The sequence below is a fragment of the Streptococcus thermophilus genome (assembly GCF_010120595.1).
Classification (GTDB): Bacteria; Bacillota; Bacilli; order Lactobacillales; family Streptococcaceae; genus Streptococcus; species Streptococcus thermophilus.
The window spans coordinates 1752059-1774179 of record NZ_CP038020.1 but is presented as its reverse complement, the minus strand read 5'-3'; the positions used below and the strand labels follow the sequence as shown (position 1 = coordinate 1774179).

Annotated in this window: 22 protein-coding genes and 7 pseudogenes; 18 read left to right on the top strand and 11 right to left on the bottom strand. The window is 38.0% G+C overall.

Annotated elements, in window-relative coordinates:
• From E3C75_RS09335 to E3C75_RS09320, 4 genes and pseudogenes are all read left to right on the top strand, one after another.
• Entirely contained in the window at positions 1 to 519 is a 519-nt protein-coding gene (locus tag E3C75_RS09335; RefSeq protein WP_084828939.1) for a WHG domain-containing protein, read from the top strand.
• 50 nt (positions 520 to 569) lie between these two features.
• Positions 570 to 1251: pseudogene (locus E3C75_RS09330) on the top strand (ABC transporter ATP-binding protein).
• A 3-nt stretch (positions 1252 to 1254) separates the two neighbouring features.
• Positions 1255 to 1666, top strand: a pseudogene (locus tag E3C75_RS09325) (ABC transporter permease); the annotation flags it as partial.
• A 151-nt stretch (positions 1667 to 1817) separates the two neighbouring features.
• Positions 1818 to 2078, top strand: coding sequence for a SemiSWEET family transporter (locus E3C75_RS09320; protein ID WP_084828938.1), 261 nt, complete (start codon positions 1818 to 1820; stop codon positions 2076 to 2078).
• A gap of 107 nt (positions 2079 to 2185) precedes the next feature.
• On the opposite strand, the gene E3C75_RS09315 is transcribed toward E3C75_RS09320, so the two are convergent.
• Positions 2186 to 2668: a glutathione peroxidase gene (locus tag E3C75_RS09315; protein ID WP_084828937.1), complete on the bottom strand. Its 483-nt coding sequence runs from the start codon at positions 2666 to 2668 to the stop codon at positions 2186 to 2188.
• A 383-nt stretch (positions 2669 to 3051) separates the two neighbouring features.
• Here E3C75_RS09315 and E3C75_RS09310 point away from each other — a divergent pair, with 383 nt between their 5' ends.
• From E3C75_RS09310 to E3C75_RS09290, 5 genes are all read left to right on the top strand, one after another.
• Entirely contained in the window at positions 3052 to 4050 is a 999-nt protein-coding gene (locus tag E3C75_RS09310) for a uroporphyrinogen decarboxylase family protein (RefSeq protein WP_084828936.1), read from the top strand.
• An 18-nt stretch (positions 4051 to 4068) separates the two neighbouring features.
• Positions 4069 to 4935, top strand: coding sequence for a transporter substrate-binding domain-containing protein (locus tag E3C75_RS09305; protein WP_084828935.1), 867 nt, complete (start codon positions 4069 to 4071; stop codon positions 4933 to 4935).
• Between the two features lie 68 nt (positions 4936 to 5003).
• Complete coding sequence (locus E3C75_RS09300) at positions 5004 to 5696, top strand: amino acid ABC transporter permease (RefSeq protein WP_084829722.1); 693 nt, start codon at positions 5004 to 5006, stop codon at positions 5694 to 5696.
• A 3-nt stretch (positions 5697 to 5699) separates the two neighbouring features.
• On the top strand, positions 5700 to 6386 hold the full coding sequence (locus E3C75_RS09295; protein WP_111679648.1) for an amino acid ABC transporter permease: 687 nt from the start codon (positions 5700 to 5702) through the stop codon (positions 6384 to 6386).
• Between the two features lie 11 nt (positions 6387 to 6397).
• The gene (locus E3C75_RS09290; RefSeq protein ID WP_084828932.1) at positions 6398 to 7162 is read left to right on the top strand and encodes an amino acid ABC transporter ATP-binding protein; all 765 of its coding nucleotides are present in this window, start codon (positions 6398 to 6400) and stop codon (positions 7160 to 7162) included.
• Positions 7163 to 7231: 69 nt separating this feature from the next.
• Here E3C75_RS09290 and E3C75_RS11830 read toward each other — a convergent pair whose 3' ends face one another.
• Both E3C75_RS11830 and E3C75_RS11825 read right to left on the bottom strand, forming a co-directional pair.
• Positions 7232 to 7795 carry a hypothetical protein gene (locus E3C75_RS11830; protein ID WP_223899661.1) on the bottom strand — a complete coding sequence of 188 codons (564 nt, stop codon included), beginning with the start codon at positions 7793 to 7795 and terminating at the stop codon, positions 7232 to 7234.
• 124 nt (positions 7796 to 7919) lie between these two features.
• The gene (locus E3C75_RS11825; protein WP_111679646.1) at positions 7920 to 8291 is read right to left on the bottom strand and encodes a hypothetical protein; all 372 of its coding nucleotides are present in this window, start codon (positions 8289 to 8291) and stop codon (positions 7920 to 7922) included.
• A gap of 137 nt (positions 8292 to 8428) precedes the next feature.
• On the opposite strand from E3C75_RS11825, the pseudogene E3C75_RS09280 reads away from it, so the two are divergent.
• A pseudogene (locus E3C75_RS09280) lies at positions 8429 to 8717 on the top strand (IS3 family transposase); the annotation flags it as partial.
• Positions 8718 to 8844: 127 nt separating this feature from the next.
• Here E3C75_RS09280 and E3C75_RS11820 read toward each other — a convergent pair.
• The 6 genes and pseudogenes from E3C75_RS11820 to E3C75_RS11790 all read right to left on the bottom strand — a co-directional run bounded on the left by E3C75_RS11820 (position 8845) and on the right by E3C75_RS11790 (position 12006).
• Entirely contained in the window at positions 8845 to 9669 is an 825-nt protein-coding gene (locus tag E3C75_RS11820; RefSeq protein WP_223899662.1) for a hypothetical protein, read from the bottom strand.
• A gap of 485 nt (positions 9670 to 10154) precedes the next feature.
• Positions 10155 to 10337, bottom strand: a complete 183-nt coding sequence (locus E3C75_RS11815; RefSeq protein WP_223899663.1) for a hypothetical protein — start codon at positions 10335 to 10337, stop codon at positions 10155 to 10157.
• Between the two features lie 105 nt (positions 10338 to 10442).
• Positions 10443 to 10502, bottom strand: a pseudogene (locus E3C75_RS11810) (hypothetical protein); the annotation flags it as partial.
• Positions 10503 to 10549: 47 nt separating this feature from the next.
• Positions 10550 to 10780, bottom strand: a pseudogene (locus E3C75_RS11805) (hypothetical protein); the annotation flags it as partial.
• Positions 10781 to 10854: 74 nt separating this feature from the next.
• Positions 10855 to 11295, bottom strand: coding sequence for a hypothetical protein (locus E3C75_RS12160; RefSeq protein WP_228024413.1), 441 nt, complete (start codon positions 11293 to 11295; stop codon positions 10855 to 10857).
• A gap of 168 nt (positions 11296 to 11463) precedes the next feature.
• The gene (locus E3C75_RS11790) at positions 11464 to 12006 is read right to left on the bottom strand and encodes a hypothetical protein (RefSeq protein ID WP_223899664.1); all 543 of its coding nucleotides are present in this window, start codon (positions 12004 to 12006) and stop codon (positions 11464 to 11466) included.
• A 322-nt stretch (positions 12007 to 12328) separates the two neighbouring features.
• On the opposite strand from E3C75_RS11790, the gene E3C75_RS09270 reads away from it, so the two are divergent.
• On the top strand, positions 12329 to 13714 hold the full coding sequence (locus tag E3C75_RS09270; RefSeq protein WP_022097091.1) for an amino acid permease: 1386 nt from the start codon (positions 12329 to 12331) through the stop codon (positions 13712 to 13714).
• Positions 13715 to 14584: 870 nt separating this feature from the next.
• Here E3C75_RS09270 and E3C75_RS09265 read toward each other — a convergent pair.
• Both E3C75_RS09265 and E3C75_RS12155 read right to left on the bottom strand, forming a co-directional pair.
• Positions 14585 to 14779 carry a CsbD family protein gene (locus E3C75_RS09265; RefSeq protein WP_014608492.1) on the bottom strand — a complete coding sequence of 65 codons (195 nt, stop codon included), beginning with the start codon at positions 14777 to 14779 and terminating at the stop codon, positions 14585 to 14587.
• Between the two features lie 67 nt (positions 14780 to 14846).
• Positions 14847 to 14924, bottom strand: a pseudogene (locus E3C75_RS12155) (DUF421 domain-containing protein); the annotation flags it as partial.
• Between E3C75_RS12155 and manA the strand changes: the two are divergent.
• From manA to E3C75_RS09230, 7 genes and pseudogenes are all read left to right on the top strand, one after another.
• Positions 14918 to 15623: pseudogene (manA, locus tag E3C75_RS09255) on the top strand (mannose-6-phosphate isomerase, class I); the annotation flags it as partial. The pseudogenes E3C75_RS12155 and manA overlap by 7 nt on opposite strands.
• Positions 15624 to 15836: 213 nt before the next feature.
• On the top strand, positions 15837 to 17165 hold the full coding sequence (gene brnQ / locus E3C75_RS09250) for a branched-chain amino acid transport system II carrier protein (protein ID WP_100273711.1): 1329 nt from the start codon (positions 15837 to 15839) through the stop codon (positions 17163 to 17165).
• 272 nt (positions 17166 to 17437) lie between these two features.
• Positions 17438 to 18577, top strand: a complete 1140-nt coding sequence (locus E3C75_RS09245; protein WP_084828930.1) for a M20 peptidase aminoacylase family protein — start codon at positions 17438 to 17440, stop codon at positions 18575 to 18577.
• A 2-nt stretch (positions 18578 to 18579) separates the two neighbouring features.
• Positions 18580 to 18762, top strand: coding sequence for a hypothetical protein (locus E3C75_RS11780; protein WP_002953250.1), 183 nt, complete (start codon positions 18580 to 18582; stop codon positions 18760 to 18762).
• 2 nt (positions 18763 to 18764) lie between these two features.
• Positions 18765 to 19631: an iron-containing alcohol dehydrogenase gene (locus E3C75_RS09240; protein WP_227972276.1), complete on the top strand. Its 867-nt coding sequence runs from the start codon at positions 18765 to 18767 to the stop codon at positions 19629 to 19631.
• Positions 19632 to 19633: 2 nt separating this feature from the next.
• Entirely contained in the window at positions 19634 to 20809 is a 1176-nt protein-coding gene (locus E3C75_RS09235) for an aminotransferase class I/II-fold pyridoxal phosphate-dependent enzyme (protein ID WP_023909783.1), read from the top strand.
• Positions 20806 to 22119: an MmgE/PrpD family protein gene (locus tag E3C75_RS09230; protein WP_084828929.1), complete on the top strand. Its 1314-nt coding sequence runs from the start codon at positions 20806 to 20808 to the stop codon at positions 22117 to 22119. Before E3C75_RS09235 ends, E3C75_RS09230 begins: the two co-directional genes overlap by 4 nt.
• Positions 22120 to 22121: the final 2 nt, after the last annotated feature.

Here is a 22121-nt window from a genome sequence, read left to right as displayed (position 1 = left end):
ATGCCACCAAAGGTTAAATTTAGTAAAGAGACTATGATTGGGACGGCTTTACAATTGGTGAGAGAGAAGGGCATGGCTAGTTTGACGGCTGGGGCATTAGAGAAACTGGGAGCTACACCAAGAGTCATTTTTGGGCAATTTGCTAATATGTCTGAGTTACAAGCAGAGGTTATTATTGCTGCGGAGATGGTCGTGGTGGAGTATATACGCAAGTCCTTAGAAGATGAGAAGCCGTTTCGATATGTCGGGGTTGCTTATATCCTGTTCGCCTCAAAAGAGCCCCAACTCTTTCAATTGCTTTTCCAAAATCCTAGCAAGGATCCGATTCGTCGCTTTCAAGATTTTCTTCCCATGAAGGATCATAGTTACCAATTGGTTCTGGATTCGATTATCGCAGATTATCCGTTGACGTTAGAGGAAGCTAGTCGCTTGTACCAGCATCTATTTGTCTACTCACATGGGATGACCTCTTTGGTTGCTTCTGGTATTTATCAGTTCAGCATGGAAGAAGTGATTTGATTAATGACAGAAGTTTGTCAATCTCTCATCAAAGAAATGGTAGGAAAGAAATGATTCAACTAGAAAATGTTCACAAAAGCTATGGTCAAACCAAGGTTTTAAAAGTAATTGATTTGCAGATTCAAGACCAGGATGATGTGGTTATCCTAGACCCTTCTGGATCAGGAAAGTCAATCCTCTTAAACGTATTATCCGGATTAGACAAGGTAGATGAGGGGCATATTCTCATTCAAGGACAGGATTTATCTCAACTCACGGATGCTCAATTGACAGCCTTCAGACGTGAGAAGATTTCCTTTATTTTCCAGCAGTATTATTTATTGCCTAATCTAACGGTTAGACAAAATGTAAAGATGGGAGCTGACCTGGCAAACAATCACGATTTTTTGCAGATCATTGAGGATTTGGGTCTTGGCGATAAGCTGGACAAGTATCTAAGTGAATTGTCTGGTGGGGAACATCAGAGAGAGTCTATAGCTCGGGCCTTGGCCAAAAAGCCAGAGATTCTTTTCTTAGATGAGTCAACGGGAGCTCTCGATGAAGAAACAGGGCGCAAGATTCTTGACTATATCTGGAAGTTGAAGGAAAAGCTGGGCTTTTACCTTAATCATGGTGACGCACAACCAAAATATTGCGGATATGGCAAGAACCATCATTCGCGTCAATAGTGGCAAGATTACCGAAGTGGTGACCAACGATCAGCCTCAGACTACCTATGAGATTGGATGGTAAGCCATGTTTTCAGTAAAAGATATTCGAAAATTAGTTGTCGTCAGTATTATTGGGGCTTGTGCGGTCTCTGTGGCCAATCTCTTCTTGAATTTTTACCTGGATATCGAGCAGTTGGAGATTTCTAAAACCAATACGATGATTCAGACCTACTATGATGCCCAGGTTTCGCTATCTTGGATGGTGGTCATGGTTCAGTGGGGTTGTCTTGTCCTTAACGTCAATCCTACTCATGTGTTTTTATATCAAACAATTTGTCGATGACCACAAGGAATAATTAGGAATTTTAAAGACTTTGCGGTATAGCAATGGCCAGTTGGCTAAACGATTTTGGGCTTTTGGACTCAGTTTTGGAGCTGGAGCGCTCCTTGGCTATTTCGCTTCTTTTCTCATGATGGGACATTTTTATGACTTCCGCTTATTAACATTGTCCCAGAATCCTTGCATTCTTTGCTATGATAGCGTGAGATGGACACTGTTTTAATTTTAAAAGATTGAAACATGTCTCGAGGATAATATAACAGGTCTAAAGGACAAAGTGAATTTTTTTATGAAGGAGGAGAATCAACATGTCTGATAAACAAATGAAAACCCTATGTTGGGTAGCGACCTTCATGTCAGTAATGATGTACGTATCTTACGTGCCACAAATCATGGACAATCTGTCTGGTCATGAAGGAAACTTTATTCAACCTTTGGTAGCAGCTGTCAACTGTAGTCTTTGGGTTTACTATGGTCTCTTTAAAAAAGAACGTGACCTTCCCCTGGCTGATGCAAATGCGCCAGGTATCATCTTTGGAATGATTACAGCATTGACAGCTTTGTTCTAAAATAAAGAGAATTTTCTTTCTATACTTTTTTTCTTAACACAGAAAACGAGAGCAGAACCGGCGACAGTCAGTGATTGTCGTTCTAGTTTTACTCTCGTTTTTTGTTTTTAGTTATTGAGAAGAAACGTGATAGTCTCTTCCATTTTTAGTGGATCAGTTTTGGAAGAAAAGCGTTCGACGACTTGTCCTTCACGGTTAATCAAAAACTTAGCAAAGTTCCACTCAATTCTAGCCCCAAGTGGTCCGGATTTTTCTTTCTTAAGCCAATCAAAAAGTGGCTCAGCTTCCTTACCATTGACCCTGATTTTGGCAAAACGAGGGAAGGTTGTATGGTAGTTGAGGGTGCAAAAGGTGTTTATTTCTTCAGCACTACCTGGAGCCTGACCCATAAACTGATTACAAGGAAAATCAAGAATCTCGAATCCTTGGTCTTTGTATTTGTCATAGAGTTTCTGTAAGCCCTGATACTGTGGCGTCAAACCACAGCCTGTTGCTGTGTTGACAATTAGAACTACCTTTCCCTTATAGTCCTGGAGAGACACAGGTTGGTCAGCTTGGTCTGAAACTGTAAAATCGTATAAGTTAGTCATAAAAAGTCTCCTTTGCTTTGTTTGAGACTATTATAGCAAAGTTAGTCAGATAAGTGATTTTTCAAGAAGACCAGAGATTAAATGATGTTTGTGATAGAAATTATTTATCTTGGCGTTAAGAATTACTTATAACCAACAGGGATAATACTTTATAGTGATAGATAGCTTGATAATAGATAACTACTGGCTTGATTGGGAGTTTGATACTTTAATCATAAATTAAATTTATGGCAGAGGATAAAATTTTTTTATTTTACTGATTTGTTATTCTCTGATAGGATTATGTCATTCACTTTTGAAACAGCGATGATAATAGGAGTTTATAGAATTTTAGGTATGTTCATTAAGCTGTTGATATTAGGATAAAAGAAAAGGAGAATCTTATGTCAGAAAAAAGAGAGTTAGTTTTGAAAGCATTTCGTGGAGAGAGTGTTGATCGTGTTCCAGTAGGATTTTGGCATCATTTTACAACTGAAGACGAGTGGTTACATGGTTTTGAAAATCCAGGAATTATTGATAAGAACAAAGCTGGTCATAAAAATTTTATTGCAGAAGTCAAACCTGATTTTGTTAAATTGATGAGTGATGGTTTCTTTGCCTACCCACAACCAGCTTTTAAAGATTTTAAATCAATCAGTGATTTGCAAAGGCTTGAACCTTTAGGTGCAAAACATCCTTGGATTTCTGCACAAGTTGAACTTGTAAAAAGTCTGATTGCCGATTTTCCTGAAGATATTGTTGCAATTTACAATATTTTCGCTCCTGTTACTTATTTTAAATGGTTAGTTGGAAGAGTTTCAGGTGGGGATGATCTTATCGCAGATTACATGGTGGAGAACCGTAAGGCGTTTAATCATGTTTTAGATGTTATTGGCGAAGACATTGCAAGTCTTAGTCAGAGGGTGATTGAAGAAGCAGGTGCTGATGGTATTTACCTAAGTGTTCAAAGTATTCAAGATAATCGTGTTAGCGCTGAGATTTATAAGGAAATCATTGCTCCAAGTGAATTAAAGGTTTTAGAAGCAGCTAACGAAGCTAAAGGACATAATATTCTACATATTTGTGGTTATGAAGGGGCCCGTAACAACATTGAACTTTTTAAAGATTATCCTGCTCAGGTAGTTAATTGGGCGGTTGTTTCTGAAGGAATTAGTTTGGCAGAAGGTCGTAATATTTTTGGTGGCCGGACAGTTCTTGGAGGTTTTGAAAATGGTAAAGATGGTCTTTTATACAATGGAAGTAAAGAGGTCATTCAAGAAAAGGTTAAAGAGATTATTGCTGATACAGGAACTCATGGGTTAATCATAGGGGCTGATTGTACGATTCCTAGTGATATTAGCCTCGAGCGTATTGCATGGGTTCGTGAAGCAGCAATTTTATAAGAAATAGGAGAGATTAATATGAGTAAAAAGACATGGATTATTGGTGGAGCTGTTGTTGTAGCACTTATTGGAGCTACAGTTATTGGACGTAGTTTAACAGGAGATAAAAAGGGAAAATCAGACTCTGGAAAGGTGACAACACTAAAAGTTGCCCATAATCAGAACTATGTTCCTTATGATTTTGTGGATAAAGATGGTAACTCTGATGGCTATGAGGTAGCTGTATTAAAGGAAATTGATAAAAAGCTTCCTCAGTATAAATTTGAATATACAGGAACAAGTGATGATGACCTCTTAATCGGTCTGGAGTCAGGTAAATATGATATTGGTACTAAGGGTGCTTGGTACACAGATGAACGAGCTAAAAAGTTCATCATACCAAAAGATCCAATTGGAGCAAGTATTATTGGATTTACCATTCGTAAGGAAGATAAAGATAAATATAAAAATATCTCAGATTTTGCCAAACAAAAGGGGAAATTGGTACCTATCTCACCACAAAATGCACAGTGGAATGTTATCAAGGAGTATAACGATAAACATAAAGATCAGCCAATTGAGTTGACATCTGCAGAATCTTTCCAAGTTTCAGATGCCTATGCATGGGTCTTGGAAAATCGTTATGATGCTTATTTTGATATTAAATTGTCTTTTGAAAAAGCTGTGACTGATAAGGATGGTGCTTATCATAAATATGCGGATAAGTTAACTTGGTTCCCATATAAAGGTATTCCGACTTACCCACTCTTCCATCGTGATAGTAAGAATGAAGAGTTTTCAAAAGAATATACTAAGGCTATCAAGGAACTAAAAGAAGACGGTACGCTTGAAAAGTTATCTAAAAAATACTTTGGCGAAGATGTTTTTTCATTTGTTGATAAATAATTAGATTGTGATGTATAAACAGTGGGCTACTTTGATAAGCTTCTGAACGAGTTTAGTTAGGAGAAAATATGGTCAATTACGACATTTCAAAAGTGATTGGAGCAATTCCCGAAATCATAAAGGGCTTACCAATGACATTGTTAGTTCTCTTGTTAACGACTATACTAGGGTCGTTATTAGGAGGTTTGATAACATGGGCAAGTCTTTCTAAGAATAAAGTTCTTGAAAATCTGGCTAAGGGTTATGTTTTTATCTTACGTTGTACTCCACCTATTGTATTGTTGTTCTTGGTATTCTATGGAGTTCCTGAATTTCTCAATTGGTGGTTAGGGTTAGATATAAACGATTGGTCTAAATTGATATTTGTTCTTGTGACCATGGTTCTCCTATTTTCAGCAATGATATCAGAAGTGTTTAAAGCAGCTTATCAAGCAATTCCTAAAGGACAATTAGAAGCTGGGCTTAGTATTGGACTTACTTCTGAACAAACTTTTGTAAGAATTATTGCCCCTCAAGCATTTAGGATTGCTTTACCTAATATTACAACAGCTATGCTTAACCTAATGCGTGATTCAGCATTGGCTTATACGATTGGATTTATTGATGTCATGGGGAAGGGAAACCTTTTGATTAGTCGTCATTTAGGAAATTATTCTTTGGAGACATACACAGCTGTTGCCCTTGTATATTGGGGAATAGCATTAATAATATCTCTAATTTCTAGAATGATAGAGAAAAAATTGAGTATCAAAGCGAGGTAAAAAATGAATTCAACTTTTATTATTGATACCTTTATCAAAGCTTTACATGGGGTCCCAGTAACACTTGGAATCATGGTTGTGGCTATTCTATTGAGTTTTCTACCTGCTCTTTTCTTAGCGTTAGGTCAAATTTATCAGGTTAGAGGTGTCAAAACATTTTCAGTTATTTATCTTGCCTTTATCCGAGCAACGCCACCCATTTTGTTAATTTTATTTTTTTATAGTTTATTCCCCAGTTTACTAAACCAGTTTTTTAAAGGAATTGGAAGTCATGTAGATATCTTCAAGGTTAATCCGCTCTACTATGCTTTTATTATCTATAGCTTGATGACAACAGGAAGCTTATCTGAAATCATTCGTTCAGCATTGCTAACTGTTGATAAGGGGCAGCTAGAAGCTGCACAAGCCATAGGTTTAACAACAAGACAAGCCTATTTGAGAATAGTTTTTCCACAAGCGCTTAAAGCTGCTCTGCCAAATTTGTGTAACTTATTTATTAATATTGTAAAAGGTACCTCACTTGTTTTTGTTATGACGATTAAGGATATAACAGCAATTGCACGAGTTGAAGCAGCATATGGATATCAATATTTTGAATCTTATTTTGTCATCTTCATTTTATATTTAATCATTTGTGGTATCATTCAAGTTCTCTTTAATTTTGGAGAAAGAAAATTGCAATTTACGTAGAGGGAGTCACTATGCTAGAAGCTAAACATATATCAAAAACATTTGGAGATCGTCAGGTTCTTGTTGATGTTAATCTACAAGTGAAACAGGGAGATGTAGTTGTTATATTGGGACCATCTGGTTCAGGAAAAACAACTTTCTTACGTTGCCTTAATCATTTGGAAAATGCAGATGGAGGGCAATTAACAATTGCTGGTAAGGATTACTCTTTGGACAAATTGTCGAAAAAAGAGATTTTGGATATACGAAAGAAAACGGCTTTTGTATTCCAACATTACAATTTATTTGCCAATAAGACTGCCATTGAGAACATCTTAGAAGGTTTAGTGATTGCTAGAAAAGTTCCAAAAGGTGAAGCACAACAAATTGCTAAAGAGGCACTTAAGAAAGTTGGTCTTTTGGAGTTTAAAGATTACTATCCTTCACAACTTTCAGGTGGTCAACAACAACGTATTGGCTTAGCCAGAGCAATTGCAGTTAAACCAGAAGTTATCTTGTTGGATGAACCAACATCTGCACTTGATCCAGAGTTAGTCGGGGATGTTCTCGACGTTATGAAACAACTTGCTAATGAAGGAACAACAATGGTAGTCGTTACTCATGAGATGGGCTTTGCACGAGATGTAGCTAATCATGTTGTCTTTATGGATGGTGGCCATGTCATTGAAGAGGGGAGTCCAAAGGACATTTTTTACAGACCAAAAGAAAAACGCACCCAACAATTTTTGGCACGTATTCTTTCTGATGCTAGTTACGACTTGGAATATATGATTTAAAAAACTACTGTGTTGATTAGGAATGAAAAAAACAAAGACGAGTTTAGTTTATCTTTGTTTATTTATTACTTATAGGTAATCTACTGCAAGGATAGGAGTGTTCTTTTTAGATGGTACACGTGTTTTGACACCATTATTCCCTTTAGGGAGACGTAATTTTGCAGTTCCTTGGTTTGAAGAATTTGTTTGGTGTTTGTAGTTAACAGGGATACGCGTTTTTACACCGTTATTGCCTTTAGGAAGACGAAATTTTTTATTATTTGTTGGTATAACTGGAGTAGTTGGTGTAACAGGTTTTTCAGCTGTACCTTCAGTTACTTCCTTGTAAATATACGTGATTGTCACAGTATTTGAGATGCTAAATTTGTGTGACTTAATTTCTTGGTCATCGATTAATTGTAGCTCATATGTTTTACCATTCACCTGAATTGTTTTAGGTGCAGTCGGGGAATAGGCATAGTAAGCTAAATCAATATCGCGTCTAACCATGTTGACTTTTGTTGGAGCAATTTCCTGTCCCTTATCATCGACAAAACGGGCCTGTTGCGCGACAGTTGGCGGCAAGGCTAACATCATCATAGAAGTAGGTGACATCAATAATGGGACTTGAAACAATTCCTTTTTTTGGAGCACCGTAATTACTCTTGTTGTTAAGCACCATGTCATCGTATTTAGCAAAATACCATGTTTTTCCATTTTCATCGGTAACGGTTGCTGGCGCAAAAGCAGCTTTGTCGTATTCAGTGAAAGCAGGAGTTTAAATCGTTGCGTAAAGCACATCTGTTTGAAAGCTGAATTGTGAGTAACTTGCTTCGGTTGTTCGACGGATATGATGAATACGAACTTCTGACACACGCTCATCAACTGTTGGTGTGTATACAACTGGACTTGATTCTTCAAGATTTACAGGGGTTGCATTTTCAATTACTGGTGCAGGTGCAGTTACTTCCTCATTAAGGACAGCAGTGGTCGCTGAGTTAACTTCAGTGGCAGGATTAGCAGTAGTAACTGTGTTTGCGGATTCGTTTGCTAGATTAACATCAACGGCTGAAGCAGGGATGTTTTCAACAACTAGGTTTTCAAAAGAAGTGTTATCAAGAGCCTCTTTAGCGGGAAGACTTACTGGCAATTATTGTTCATCTGCAAGTGCAGAAGATGATAGCCCAAGTGCTAAAATTGCAGCACTAAGACCCAATAATAGCATGTAATTTCTTATTCATGTTCTTTAATTCCTCCTTGATATATTGTGATTATAACAGAGAATATTATGAAAATACAATTTCCCATAGCGACCAAGGTTGGCAATACCAACATCAGTATTATCATCAATTTTTAGAGGATAAAGGGATCCAACCGTCAATGTCACGTAAGGGAAATAGTCCAGACAAATGGTATGATGGAGTCCTTATTTGGCATTCTTAAGTCTGAGATGTTTTATGGTTACGAGAAGACGTTTCACTCACTTGAGCAATTGGAACAAGCTATTGTAGACTATATTGATTATTACAACAACAAACGCATTAAGGTAAAATTAAAAGGACTTAGTCCTGTGTAATACAGAACTAAATCCTTTGGATAAATTAGTTGTCTAACTTTTTGGGGTCAGTACAATACTAGAGTCCTCCTAGCCTATCATTTTGGTGTCAAAAAAACCAAGACATAAGTCTTGGTTTCATCTCATCTTAAGACACCACATGTCCATCTTTATCGAAGGTATAGATTTTACCATCGATGAGGACAGAGCGGTTAGTGTATCTTTCCCCTGTTTTAGGGTCGAAATAATAGGTGTAGTTATCAACTGTGACAAAGCGTCCGAGGACTTGTTTGCCTTCAGCGTCGAAGTAGAGGACTTTTCCGTCAAATTCTTGGAAGCCGGTAACTTTCTCACTTTTGTCATTGTAGTAATAGTTGTCACCCTTATCGTAGAGAATACGATTGCGATAGGCAGGTTCACCCTTGCGGTCAGCAACTACGCCATTGTCATCAGTATTGTAGGCTCTGTATCCTATGACAAAACGTCCTGTTTCAAGGTTGCCACTAGCTAGGAAGTAGTAGTCTTTGCCGTCGATGGTTTGCCAATCGGTAAGAGCAGCTCCGTCGTTGCCATAGTAGCGTGTTGGGTAGTATGGATAGCGTGGAGAGCCTTCATAATTGTATGATTTTGAAAAGGCGTTGCGTGTCATGATACCAGTCAATTGGTCAAATTGGTAAGTTTTACCGTTAATTGTAGCCTCTGTTCCTTTGGCTTGACGACCATCTTCATAGAAATAGTAACTGACGCCATCAAAGGTCTTCAAACCAGTGACTTTTTGACCATTTTCATAGAGATAACTTGTACCGCTAGGATCCGTTTGCAATTGGTCAAAGTGGATGGCTTTTTCTTTTGTCGCATCAATACCCTTGGCATCAAAATTAAAGGTCACACCTCGATAGGTAAGGGCTTTGTTAGTTGTTGTAATGGCAACGTTTGTGGTCACTTTTTGGCCATTTGGGGCTGTGAAGGTCATTGGCATTGAGTCGAAGTGGTAGAGGTGTCCATTAAGAATGTTCCATTCGTCAAAAGTTGACCATTGTGATTGGCGGATGCTACTATATTTAGACCCAATAACCTTACCATCATACTGATAAGGACCTTCTTTGATATTACCGTTAGTATCTGTGACATAGACACCCTCAAGCTCATAAGCATTTTCACCAGTACGCTTGAATTCAGGCTAGAGACCGTTTGTCAAGAGTTTCCCATCTGGACTAAAGAGTTGTGAACTGATGACTCCTGTGTAAAGGTTTCCTTTGGGGGTGTCGTCATCAGAATAGTCGCTAGCGTAGTATCGGTTACCGTTGACTTCTAACCAGCCTGTCTTGAAGGCACCGTCATTGCCAGCGTAATAGATATTTTCAGAGAAGTTGCCATAAGGGCCAGTTGATGTATCGTGATAAAAGGCATTACGAAGGGTAGCACCAGTATCTTTGTTGGCGACGTAGTAGTTTTCACCTAGGTTGAAAATACCTCCTCGAACTTGTTGGCGCCTTTATTGTTAAAGTAGTAGAGGTCCTTGTTAATGGTTTGGAAACCAGTGACCTTTTTGCCGTTAGCATCGTAGTAGTACCATTCTTGATCGGTACCCTTAACAAATTGGTTTTGATGTGTGGTTTGGTCAGCTTTAGTGGTTACCACACCATTATTGTCAAAGTTATAGACCGTACCGTTTAAGGTAAGTGAACGATTAACCCACTTGTCACCTGTATTTGGATCGAAGTAGTAGGTTTTGCCGTCAACAGTAACCAATTGTCCCTTGGCTTGAACGCCATATTCGTGGAAACATAGGTTCTGTCCGTTAATGGTTTGGAAACCAGAGACGGCTCTTTACCATCAGCTTCGAAATAGTACCAAGCATCATCTCTATTAACGAATTGGTTAGTTACTGGATTTCCATTATCCTTATCGAAATAGTAAATATCGTTATTGTAGTAAAGAAAGTCACCTTTGACTTGTTGGCCACTATCATTGAAGTAATGAAGGTTACCGTCCACTGTTTGAAAACCGTGAAGCGCTCTACCATCTTTGCCAAAGTAATACCAATTCCCCTGATCGTCAGAAACATAGCGATTGGTTACCATGATACCAGTCTTAGTATCAAAGTAATACTGTTGGCCGTTCAGGTTATGCACGCATGTCTTATAGTCCGGATTGGCTACGGGCTACGGTCTAGGAATTCGGCATCAAAACCAAATGGGGCTGAGAAACCTTTAGTTGCCTTGAAGTACCTCATGTAATACCAATGACCAGCTTTATCTGAAACAAAGACAAAATTAGGTTGATTGCCAGTAGCATCAAAGTAGTAAAGATCGCCATTCTCGGTGACGAAGTCATCTTTGACCATCTTGCCATCTTTGTCGAAGTAGTAAAAACCAAAGTATTTATGGTTGACGTTGTCAAGAGCTTGTCGACCTGTTACACGACGCCCATTGTCTTTATCGAAATAGTAGCTATCACCATCAATAGTGATGATTTCGTTTTTAGCTTGTCTACCATCTTCGTGGAAGTAGAGGTTAATGCCATCAATGTTCTGAGCACCAGTGACGGGTTTGCCATCTTTTCCAAGGTAATACCAGTTGTGGTTATTATCTTCGATAAACTGGTTGCGTTTGTTAGTTTCAGGAAGAACAGGTGTTAAACGTCCTTGGGCATCTGCATTATAGGTTTGACCATCGATGTTGATAGAAGTATTTGTTACCTTACGTCCATTGTCCTGGTCATAGTAGAAAAATTGTCCATTTTCAGTGACAATTTCCCCCTTGGCCTACTTGCCATTCTCGTGGAAATAAAGGTCGAAATGGTCAACGTTTTGAGCACCAGTCAGATTTTTCCCGTCTTTGAGATAGTACCAGTTGCCATCAGCATCGCTCTTGAAATGACCACCAGAAACGACAGCAGTTTCAACAGATTCTGGTACTTGACTGTTTACGTCAGTAGCTGAGCTAGCTACTTCTGAATTTGAAGTAGCAGTTCTTGTTTCGATGCTAGCCAAATTGTAAGTGCTACTTGCTTGGTCTTCTTTATGGACAGGCTGCTTATCAGCTGTAACAGTAGCAGTTGAATCAGTTGTATGATTGGTTGCGACTTGATTAGCTTTTGTCGTAGCTACAGTTGTTTCTGTGACGACAAGATCTGGATTTTGGCTGACGCTCTCAGCTGTGTTAGCTGAGCTTAATGGATTTGTTGCCTGCTCGTCGGCAGAGACACTAACTCCAATCAAAGAGGCACAAAATGCCAAACCAGACACGGCAATGGTAACCCATTGTATCTTCACTTTATGAAGTTTAAATTGAACTCTATTTTCCATAAAAGTTACCCTTTTCCTTTTAATGCCACCTTTCTAACATCTTTCATTAGAAAAATCAAACGCAATTGGTAACCTTTCCATAGTGTTTTCTAATTTAAATGATCCCAATTTACTAAAACTGCAGAATAATGGACAACTAAAGCAAAGTTTTGAGCAGTCGGTTTTTGATAGATATAGGGCACACGTTAGAAAATACTTGTTACGAAATCTTAATCTTGATATGTTTTTTATTAATAGAGGTATAAAAACACAGAAATAGCTCTATTTTTGTCTTGCAGTATGGTATAATAGTGCGGTATTTCTCAGAAAATGGAGTATAAAAATGAGTATTTTTCGTAAAAAGGATGTTGGTTTGTCTCAAACCGAGATGAAACGGCATCTGACCCTTAGGGATGTAGTCCTTCTGGGAATCGGTGCCATGGTTGGGACAGGAATCTTTACGATTACTGGTACCGCGGCATCAACCTTGGCAGGTCCAGCCCTGATTATTTCGGTTTTGATTTCAGCCGTTTGTGTGGGTATGTCGGCGATTTTCTTTGCTGAGTTTGCCTCACGCTATCCATCCGCTGGTGGTGTTTATGGTTATCTCTATGCTTCTTGGGGTGAGTACCCTGCTTGGATGGGCGGATGGCTTACAATGATCGTTTTCATGAACGCCGTGTCTAGTGTTGCCTCTGGTTGGGGAGCCTACCTCAAGGGGCTCTTGGCAAGCTTTGGTCTACAGCTCCCCAAGGCTATCAGTGGCCCTTTTAATCCGAGTCAGGGGACCTATATTGACCTATTGCCAGTCTTGGTTTTGGTGCTTGTGACGGCTCTTCTCCTCATGGATTCCAAACAAGTCCTTCGTTTGAACTCACTCCTAGTAGTGCTTAAGTTCTCTGCCTTGGCGGTTTTCATCCTAGTTGGTCTTTTCCATCTGAATCCGGACAACTGGGCTAACTTTGCACCATTTGGCTTCGGCCAAATTTATGGTGGGAAGACGGGGATTATGGCAGGTGCTTCTCTCATGTTCTTTGGTTTTCTTGGATTTGAATCCATTTCTATGACAGTAGATGAGATTAAGGAACCACAAAAGAATGTTCCTCGAGGTATAGTTCTCGCTTTGATTATCGTCGCTTCACTTTATGCAGTGGTTTCATTAGTCTTGACGGGAGTTGTCCACTATACCAAGTTAAATGTCGACGATGCCGTAGCTTATGCCCTTCGTTATATTGGTGTGTCTTGGGCAGCCAATTATGTATCGGTAGTTGCCATTATGACCTTGATTACCGTATGTATTTCCATGGCCTATGCCCTTAGTCGCATGGTTTATAGCTTGGCGCGTGATGGATTTCTTCCACAAACTTTTCAAAAGGTTTCAAAGACCCATAAGGTTCCACATTATGCGACACTTTTGACTGGAGTCCTTTCTGCCATCTCATCAGGCATCTTTTCTTTGGCTAATATGGCATCCTTGGTTAATATTTCGACTTTGGCTTATTTGGTCCTCTTGGCTATTGCTCTTATCATTCTTCGTAAAGACAAGGGCTTGCCACAGAAGGATGAGTTCAAGGTCCCATTTGTTCCTGTCTTACCAATCCTTTCCATCATCGTCTGTCTCTCATTTATGAGTCAGTACAGTTGGCAAACCTGGTCAGCCTTTGGCATAGCAGTGCTAATTGGTTCGGCTATTTATGCCTTTTACGGTTACAAACATTCTAAGTATTAAGATGAGAATGGTAGAGCCCTTTTGGCCTACCATTTTTGATATTTGAAGTAGAGACAGACTAGCTCACAATTTGGTTTTGATGGGACAAAAGACAGTAATTAGCTCACCTGTCGACTTGTTTGCAGTTAGCTAGGCCCCATTGCCCAAGTAAAATGCCGTTTGTATTATTGAAACAACTAAAATTGTGGTTCTTCCTTTTAAACAAGTTAGCGTTGACCATACAAAGAAGGTAAAGGAGATTGAATCCTAGCTTACTGGCAAAAGATTCATGAGGACCTCTTTAGCAAATGGTTGCATGAGGCCGGATTGAATTTTAGTTAGGAAAGCCAAGTTGTTTTGGAAAAATTTAGACTGGTCTATCCTAGAGATTGAAAGTTCTCAATATTTTGGGGACTTTTTTACTTTAAGTAAAGATTAACGTTTCTTTAAGCCTTGTTCTAGTTTTCTAGTGTTTAATAGAGTCATCGCAAAAGTAAGTAGAAGGTTTAATAGATGACATACAAACATACCAAACAAACACAAGAACGTTATGCCATTAAGAAATCATCAAAACGGGAAAAAAGTTGGGGCAGTCCTAGTCGCTAGCTTAATTTTGGGTAGCTCAGTTGTACAAACTAATCTTGTTCAAAAATAAAATAAAAGCTCTAAGGCTAACCAGTCTGCTAAAAGTTCACAAAGTAGCCAAGTAAATAAATCAACTTTACCAGATACTGGTGATGTGAGTAGCTTGGGATTAGGTGCATTAGGAGCTGTACTTATGAAACATCATTTGCACTTAAAGGAAGCAAGCGATCTCGTAAGTAATTTCAGTTTAGAAAAAAATAAAAAAGAAGTTCTCTTGCCAAATGGCTTGAAAACTTCTTTTTTGTCTTATTTTTTAAAGCTATTTTTAAGGACTTCAACCGCATCATCAACGCCTTCTTTAACATATTTGATACCGTCTTTTGCTTTTTCTACAACTTTTTCAACCGCACCTTCGATTTCAGTCTTTTTATCGCCAGTCAGTTTACCAGCACCCTCTTTAAGAGCTCCTTTAGCTTGATTCAATTTATCTTCGATACCCATGATAGTACCTCCTTTTTTATGATGAGACCATTGTAGAAAATCTTAGACCGTAATGCAAGTGATTTGTCTAATAAGTCACGACATTAATGTTTCCTTTATCATATTCAGTGATGAAGATATCTAAAATGTTGTCATATCCCATTTTTGACGAAGATTTTGGATGCCAATGATTGGCTTTCAGTTCAGGTCCACCCAGATGATGCTTATGGACTTGAACATGAAGGTGAGCTTGGTAAAATAGAGTGTTGGTATATCATTCCCGCTGAACCAGGTGCAGAAATCATTTATGGTCACAATGCTAAATCAAAAGAAGAATTGCGCCAGCAAATTGAAAGTAAGGATTGGGAAAATTTCTTGACCAAGGTTCCAGTTAAAGCAGGAGATTTCTTCTATGTACCAAGTGGTACCATGCATGCTATTGGTGCAGGTATCATGGTTCTTGAAACACAACAATCTAGTGATACGACTTTATCGTGTTTATGATTTTGACCGTAAGGATGACCAAGGCAATTTGCGTGATCTCCATCTAGAAAAATCTATCGACGCGCTTACTATCGGTGAACCTGCCAACAGTCGCCCAGTTACAACAAAAGTAGATGATCTCAAATCAACGCTCTTAGTGGCAAGTGATTTCTTTGCTGTTTACAAATGGGAAATTTCAGGTAAGGCTGATTTTGAAAAGACTGCTGATTACAGTTTGTTTAGTGTGCTTGATGGTCAAGGAAGCCTTAACGTAGACGGGCAAGATTACGACATTGCCAAAGGAGGTTATTTCATTCTACCAAGCGATGTTCAAGCTTGGGAAATCGAGGGAAATCTTGAACTAATTGTTAGTCACCCATAATTTAAGTCGTTAAACGAGACGAGATAGGAATCTTGTCTAGTTTTTTCATACAATCAGACAGAATATTTGAAATTTTAAAAACCTTTGTGGATAAGTTTCAATAGCTTGAAATTCCAAATTAATCATGTCATACTAATTAAGTTAACTAAAAGTATTAATGAACAAGCCGTTTCCTTTTGAAACGTCATGTTTTGTTTTAGATTGGAGTAACTTATGTTAAAAAAAGGAGGCCTTACAGCCCTTTTACTGTTTGGTATGTTCTTCGGAGCGGGAAACCTAACTTTCCCACCTCAGCTAGGCTTTGAATCTGGAGGTCATTTCTGGCCAGCTATTGCCGGTTTTGTTCTATCTGGTGTCGGAATTGCAATTCTAACACTTATTATTGGGGCTCTAAATCCGAAGGGATATATTCATGAGATTTCTCAAAAAATCTCACCTAAGTTTGCCTTGCTATACTTGTCGGTGCTTTACTTGTCTATTGGACCATTCTTTGCCATCCCAAGGACAGCAGCAACAGCTTTTTCAATTGGTATTGAACCAATGCTTGGTAATAGTCATACTAGTCTATGGTTACTTGCCTTCACAGCCGTTTATTTTGCCTTGGCTTTATGGATTGCAATGAATCCTTCTAAGATTTTAGATAGTATTGGTCGAATCCTGACTCCTATTTTTGCCCTATTAATCGTTATTTTGATTGTAGTTGGTGCCTTTAAATATGGTGGTCATAGCACACATACTGCAACAGAAGCTTATAAAGCCTCAGCTTTTGGTAATGGTTTCTTGGAAGGGTACAATACTTTAGATGCCTTGGCTTCGGTAGCCTTTAGTGTGGTGGCAGTAGTAACCCTCAATCAATTAGGCTTTAAATCTAAAAAAGAGCACATCTCAACCATTTGGATTGTAGGTATTCTGGTTGGATTGATGTTCTCAGGTTTATACTTAGGTCTAGCATTCTTGGGTAACCATTTCCCACTTGATACATCAACTTTGGGAGAAGGTGCTAACCTTGGAGCAGCAGTTCTATCGAGTGCAACACAGGCTATCTTTGGTCCGATTTCACAGATTTTCCTAGCAGTTATGGTAACAGTGACGTGCTTTACGACAACAGCAGGCTTGATTGTGGCGACCGGTGAGTTCTTTAATAAGGCCTTCCCACAAGTCTCATACAAAACCTATGCTATTGTTTTTACTCTTATTGGATTTGCGATTGCCAACTTGGGACTTAATAATATCATTGCTTTCTCAGTACCAGTACTTTTGATTCTTTACCCAATTACAATTACAATTGTTATGATTGTAATTGCTAATAAGTTTGTAGCCTTGTCTAAACCTGGTATGCAAATTACAGTTACTGTAGTGACACTTATCGCTTTGCTTAGTGTAATTGGCAGTCAGTTCAAACTTGCAGGACTTAATGCCATCATTAACTTCCTTCCATTATCGGGAGCATCATTGCCATGGTTGATACCAGCCATCTTGTGTATCCTCTTGTCTCTCGTTTTACCAGATAAAATCAAGAGCGAAAGCTTTGAAATGGAATAAAAATAAAATCCTATCACAATTGTGATGGATTTTTTTTGTGTGGGTGATAGATTTTATTTATGGGTAGATAGGTTTTAGTAATGTCATCTCTCATTTTTCTTTTTATAAGAGTATTTAGAAATGTATAAAACCATTATTCTATAAGGAAATATAGATAGATTAAAAATTTGCAATAAATATTTTTTATAGCTAGCCATAATTTATGACAATTATGCAAGTTTAGAATGCAATGTTATGATATGGACTATGAAATTTTCGAGAGAGGTAACCCGATGACTGATACTTTTTATAGTAAATTAGCTAAAGTGAGACACTATATTCATGAACATCCAGAGATTTCTGAGCAAGAATATGAAACAACAAAATATATAAAAAACTATTTATCTGAGCTTGAAATCAAACCTTTGGATTATCCATTGGAGACAGGTGTGATTGCTGAGATTGGATCTGGGTTACCAATTATAGCTTTACGTGCTGATATTGATGCACTTCCAATTGTTGAGAGGACGAATCTTGACTATGCTAGTTCAAATGGTGCTATGCATGCGTGTGGTCATGATTTTCACCAAACAAGTTTGCTTGGTGCAGCAGAACTACTGAAAGAGCGTGAAGCTGAATTAAATGGGACAGTTAGGTTGATATTCCAACCAGCTGAGGAGAACTTTCAAGGTGGTTATAAGGTTATTGAAGCTGGTGGGCTTGAAAATGTTTCAGCTATTATTGGTTACCATAATAACCCGCATCTAAAACCAGGTCAAATTGGATTACGCTCAGGTGCAATTATGGCAGGGGTTGAACAGTTTAAAGTAATAGTAAATGGAGTGAGTGCTCACGCAGCTCGTCCAGACCTTGGTGTTGATACTGTTTTGGTTATTACGACAATCATTAATAATTTGCAAAATATCGTGTCTCGTACGGTATCACCTTTTGAATCAGCTGTTTTATCAGTTACTCATATTGATGTAGGTACAACTTGGAATGTCCTTCCAGCAAATGGTTATTTTGAAGGAACCATTCGTTCCTTTGATCCAGAGGTAAGACTTTCTGTAATTGAAAGATTTGAGAAAGTCGTAAAAGCTGTTTCGCAACAATTTGATGCAAGAGTTGAGATCAATTGGGGAAATGCTCCAAATGTAACATTTAACGATAGAGACTTGACACCAATCATTTTTGAAAATAGCAAAAAGTTTGCTGAAGTGATTGAAACACTTCCTTCAACAGGAGGAGAGGATTTTGCTGCTTATCAGGAAAAGATTCCTGGGGTCTTTGCTTTTGTAGGTTCAAATGGTGAAGAGAATGCTCCTGATTGGCACCATGATGATTTTATTGTTAGAGATGAAGCTTTACCAGTTGCAGTGAATTATTTCGTTGAAAGTGCATTTGCGCTACTGAATCATTTTAAAAAGGAGTAACGATGGTAAAACGCATTATTAGAATGAGACTATCAGAATATATAAATAAGGCCGGTATTTTGAATCAACTCCCATCTTTATTGAAGGATAGAGGAATTGATCGATCTATTATTCTGACAGACGAGATAGTACTGGAAGTTATCAAACCATTTCTCCCAGAAAGCTTTTTAGTTGAAAATCTATAATATTGTTCACGGGATATTGCACATTCCAAGAAGTTGAAAGAATAGAAAAAATTATCACTGATGCGGATGCTTTAATTGCTTTTGGTGATGGTCAGTTGGTAGACACAGCAAAACTTGTAACTGATAACTTATCGATAAAATCAGTTATCGTCCAAACAGTTCCTTCAAACTGTGCCGCCCTTACAACAAAGAGTATTGTCTATTCTGAGGCTCACGAAAAAATAGCTAATGTGAGACATAAAAAAGCGGTGGATTTAGTCTTGTTGGAACCAGATATTCTAAAGACAGCACCACGAAAATATCTTTTATGGGGCATTGGGGATACACTTGCTAAATTTTATGAAATAAGACGACAAATTACCAAGGAAAATGAGAACCTTGTCTCTGCACAAATAGGAAAAGAGTATATTACAATCTGTAGGCGTGAAGTGTTGAAGGTGACTGACATTGAAGCCCTAGACGATTTAGCATTGACCAATTTATTTGATACGATTTTCTTAGTTGCTGCATCTGTAGATGGGATATTGGATCAAGATGGTAGAAGTGTTATAGCTCATGCATTTTATAATGGCTATGTCAAAGTAAAACCGGATTATATAAAAACACACGGAGAAGCTGTTGCTTTAGGAAGTCTTCTACAGACAATCATTGAAAGGGAGCCTTCGGCAGTTTATCGTAAGGAGATTGAGGACTACCACGCTAAGATTGGTTTACCTTTGACATTAAAAGAACTGGGCTTGGATACAGACGAAGAGCTTGATGAATTATCTAACTATATATCTAAATCAAATGATAGCCGAGTTCAATCAGTATTCCCAGGTTTGGAAGCACACATTGTCAGGGAAGCTTTAGAAGAAATTAGAGGATAGATATGGAAATAATAGCGCCCTATCGAGTGTCTCAGAGACAGAATCATTTTACATCTCATCAACAGGGAGAAATAAAAAAATTAAACAAAGAGGGAAAAAGGGTCATTAACTTAGGACGAGGTAATCCTGATCAACCGACCTTTCAACCCATCGTTGAAGAATTTTTAAAGGCTTCAGTTAAGGTGAAAAATCAGGGCTATCCTCCATATGGAGGTAAGGACAGTTTAAAAGAAGCAATTATTTCTTTTTATAAATCTGAGTATGATGTTGAACTTAGTAATGACGAAGTGATGATATTTAGTGGTTTGCTTGTGGCATTAACTGCTTTACCAATGGTTCTGGCGAATCCTGAAGATATCGTTTTAACACCGAATCCAGCATTTTTTGGATATGATGCGGGAATTAAGATGGCTGGAGCCGTTAATTATCCTCTCCCTTTAACTATTGAAAATAATTTTCTACCTCAATATTCATCTATTCCTAAAGAAATCCTAGAGAAATCAAAATTACTTTTTTTAAATTATCCCAATAACCCAACTGGTGCTGGAGCAAATGACGAATTCTTTAAGGAAACTGTAGCCTTTGCTAAAGAGAATAATCTTGTTGTTTCTCATGATTTTGCTTATTCGGATATTAGCTTTTCAGGAAAATCTCCTAGTTTTCTGCAGGCTCCCGGAGCTAAAGAAGTAGGAATAGAAATCTATACACTTTCTAAGACCTTTAACATGGCGGGCTTTGGGATTGCTTTTGCAGTCGGAAACAAAGAGGTTATTTCTCTTCTAAAAGGCTATATTAGGGCTTCTGTTGGAGGAACGTTTGGATCGGTTCAGGATGCTTCGACATATGCACTTTTATATTCAGAGAAGGAACGTGGGCAACTTCAAAAGTTGTATAAGGAAAGACGAGATCTTGTTTTAAGTCTGTTGGAAGAACATAATATTGATGTTATAAAATCAGAAGGAACTTTTTTCATTTGGATTAAACTACCTAAAACAATAGATGATATTACTTTTGTGGAAGAGTTTCTTACAAAGGAACAAGTAGCTTTGATTCCGGGTTCTACTTTTGGAGAATTTGGTAAGGGATACATCCGATTAAGTTTAGTATCAGATTTAAAAACGATTCAATTAGGAATTGAGAAGCTAATTGCTTTTCTAGAAAAGAAGAGAGTTATATGACAGTAACTGAAGATTTAGTTTTTCATCTCTTGAAAAGATATAAACCTTCCACTCATAATCAAAAACAACTTGAGATAGCCTACCTAGCATTTATTGATTATCTTGCTTGTTTATCAAAGGGCTTGGAAACTACAAAGAACCAAGCGTTTATTAAATCATTCGGTTTGCTAGGAGAGAAAAAAATCTGGTTTTCATCGTATTCAACGACTCCTGAGAGATTAGCTCTATTACAAGGTTATCTAGCACATTACGAAGACTTAGATGATGTTTTAGTAACTTATAGAGGACATCCAAGTGCAGTCATTTTCTCAGCTTTGCTTGCAGTTTCTGAGAATGATGTTCAGCTAAAAGATTTTCTCTGGTCCTATGTTCAAGGAGTTGAATTAGCTGGTAGACTGGGGCAACAATTTCAACCACAACATGTCAAAGAAGGTTGGCATGCGACAGCAACAATTGGGACTTTGGCAGCAACAGCAGCAATAGGAAGCTTAAAACAGTTATCGAGCGATTGTTTTTCGCAATTATTATCATTGGCCACAAGTCAAGCATCTGGTTTTCTATATCAAGAAGGAACTGATGGTAAACCATTGAATGCGGGTTTTGCAGCGAGAAATGCAGTGGTTGCTTATCAAATAATAAGGTCAGGCTTAAGTGCGTATGCGGATCCTTTTTCGTCTAAAAGAGGATGGAGTCAAACTATAATTGGTAAGGCATTAGATAGTAAGCAACTTCTAGAGAATTGGTTGCAACCTAGCCAGTTAGAAAAAGTGGGTCTTTGGTTTAAGAATTATCCTATCTGCTCAGCAGCAACAGCAGGTTTAGAAGCGGCTCAGAAAGCTTTTGAACTAAACCTATCTCTATCAGAAATTGAAAGTCTTGTTATTCATTTTACCGAGGATGGTGACAGAGCTTTAACACATCGTACTCCTCAAAATGGTATCGAGGGAAAATTTTCAATCGAGTATATTACTTGGTTGGGTTTGATAAAAGGTAAGGTTGACTATTCTGATTTCTCTGAAAACACTGTTGACCAAGCATTTCATCAGTTTCGAAATCTGATTACACGAAAAAATGATTTAAAAGCAAGCTCAGAAAAAAGGACTATTTGTTTAGAAATCATTACTAAAGAGGAGACTTACTCATTCTTAGTTGAGGATCCTAAAGGTTCACCAGCTAATCCTTTATTAGAAGATGACATTTTTGAGAAGGCTTCTCAGCTAAGTCATGGAAAATTAGATGTTCTATTTAAGATAAAAGAAAGAGAAACTTTAACACTGGGTGAAATCAAGAAATTACTTTCAGAAAGGTAAGA

Excerpts from the sequence above, each read along its gene's own strand:
- E3C75_RS09245 (WP_084828930.1), top strand. The coding sequence starts at position 17,438 with ATGACTGATACTTTTTATAGTAAATTAGCTAAAGTGAGACACTATATT.
- E3C75_RS11820 (WP_223899662.1), bottom strand. The coding sequence starts at position 9,669 with ATGACCTTCACAGCCCCAAATGGCCAAAAAGTGACCACAAACGTTGCC.
- E3C75_RS09295 (WP_111679648.1), top strand. The coding sequence starts at position 5,700 with ATGAATTCAACTTTTATTATTGATACCTTTATCAAAGCTTTACATGGG.
- E3C75_RS11780 (WP_002953250.1), top strand. The coding sequence starts at position 18,580 with ATGGTAAAACGCATTATTAGAATGAGACTATCAGAATATATAAATAAG.
- E3C75_RS09235 (WP_023909783.1), top strand. The coding sequence starts at position 19,634 with ATGGAAATAATAGCGCCCTATCGAGTGTCTCAGAGACAGAATCATTTT.
- E3C75_RS09265 (WP_014608492.1), bottom strand. The coding sequence starts at position 14,779 with ATGGGTATCGAAGATAAATTGAATCAAGCTAAAGGAGCTCTTAAAGAG.
- E3C75_RS09335 (WP_084828939.1), top strand. The coding sequence starts at position 1 with ATGCCACCAAAGGTTAAATTTAGTAAAGAGACTATGATTGGGACGGCT.
- E3C75_RS09270 (WP_022097091.1), top strand. The coding sequence starts at position 12,329 with ATGAGTATTTTTCGTAAAAAGGATGTTGGTTTGTCTCAAACCGAGATG.
- E3C75_RS09310 (WP_084828936.1), top strand. The coding sequence starts at position 3,052 with ATGTCAGAAAAAAGAGAGTTAGTTTTGAAAGCATTTCGTGGAGAGAGT.
- E3C75_RS09305 (WP_084828935.1), top strand. The coding sequence starts at position 4,069 with ATGAGTAAAAAGACATGGATTATTGGTGGAGCTGTTGTTGTAGCACTT.
- E3C75_RS11790 (WP_223899664.1), bottom strand. The coding sequence starts at position 12,006 with ATGGAAAATAGAGTTCAATTTAAACTTCATAAAGTGAAGATACAATGG.
- E3C75_RS09300 (WP_084829722.1), top strand. The coding sequence starts at position 5,004 with ATGGTCAATTACGACATTTCAAAAGTGATTGGAGCAATTCCCGAAATC.
- E3C75_RS09290 (WP_084828932.1), top strand. The coding sequence starts at position 6,398 with ATGCTAGAAGCTAAACATATATCAAAAACATTTGGAGATCGTCAGGTT.
- E3C75_RS09230 (WP_084828929.1), top strand. The coding sequence starts at position 20,806 with ATGACAGTAACTGAAGATTTAGTTTTTCATCTCTTGAAAAGATATAAA.
- brnQ (WP_100273711.1), top strand. The coding sequence starts at position 15,837 with ATGTTAAAAAAAGGAGGCCTTACAGCCCTTTTACTGTTTGGTATGTTC.
- E3C75_RS09320 (WP_084828938.1), top strand. The coding sequence starts at position 1,818 with ATGTCTGATAAACAAATGAAAACCCTATGTTGGGTAGCGACCTTCATG.
- E3C75_RS09315 (WP_084828937.1), bottom strand. The coding sequence starts at position 2,668 with ATGACTAACTTATACGATTTTACAGTTTCAGACCAAGCTGACCAACCT.